The organism is Pseudomonas sp. GD04091, assembly GCF_029836165.1.
GTDB lineage: Bacteria > Pseudomonadota > Gammaproteobacteria > Pseudomonadales > Pseudomonadaceae > Aquipseudomonas.
This window is the reverse complement of sequence record NZ_JAOEBG010000058.1, coordinates 1-520: the sequence shown is the minus strand read 5'-3', so window position 1 is coordinate 520 and position 520 is coordinate 1. Positions and strand designations below refer to the sequence as shown.

At 69.6% G+C, this 520-nt stretch carries 1 pseudogene; it reads left to right on the top strand.

From position 1 onward, the window contains the following. Positions 1-520 (top strand): annotated as a pseudogene (locus tag N7422_RS26860) (MFS transporter); the annotation flags it as partial.

Sequence of the window (520 nt, the reverse complement as noted above, 5' to 3'; positions counted from 1 at the left end):
TGCTGGCCTCGTTCTGGATCTTCTGCGCCGGCACCTTCCTGGCGGGCTTCTACGGCGCGTATGTGCAGAGCTACCGCTTCGCAGCCGCCGACACCGCCGAGGACGCGCTCAAGGCCAAGGCCATTTCCTGGGTGATGGTGGGCGGCCTTGCGGGCGCCATCATCGGGCCGCAGTTGGTGATCTTCACGCGCGACGCGGTGGCGGGCACGCCCTATGTCGGCAGCTTCCTCAGCCAGGCGCTGCTGCCGCTGATCGCCTTGCCGATCCTGCTGATGCTGCGCACGCCGCGCCAGACCCAGGCCGAAGCCGCCGCCGCCGACAGCGGCCGCACGGTGCTGCAACTCCTGGCGATGCCGCGCTACGCGCTGGCCGTGGCCGCGGGCGTGGTGTCCTATGGGGTGATGGCGTTCGTGATGACCGCCGCGCCGGTGGCGATGGTCAACCACGGGCATTCGGTGGACAACGCCGCCCTGGGCATCCAGTGGCACCTGCTGGCGATGTTCGGGCCGAGCTTCTTCAC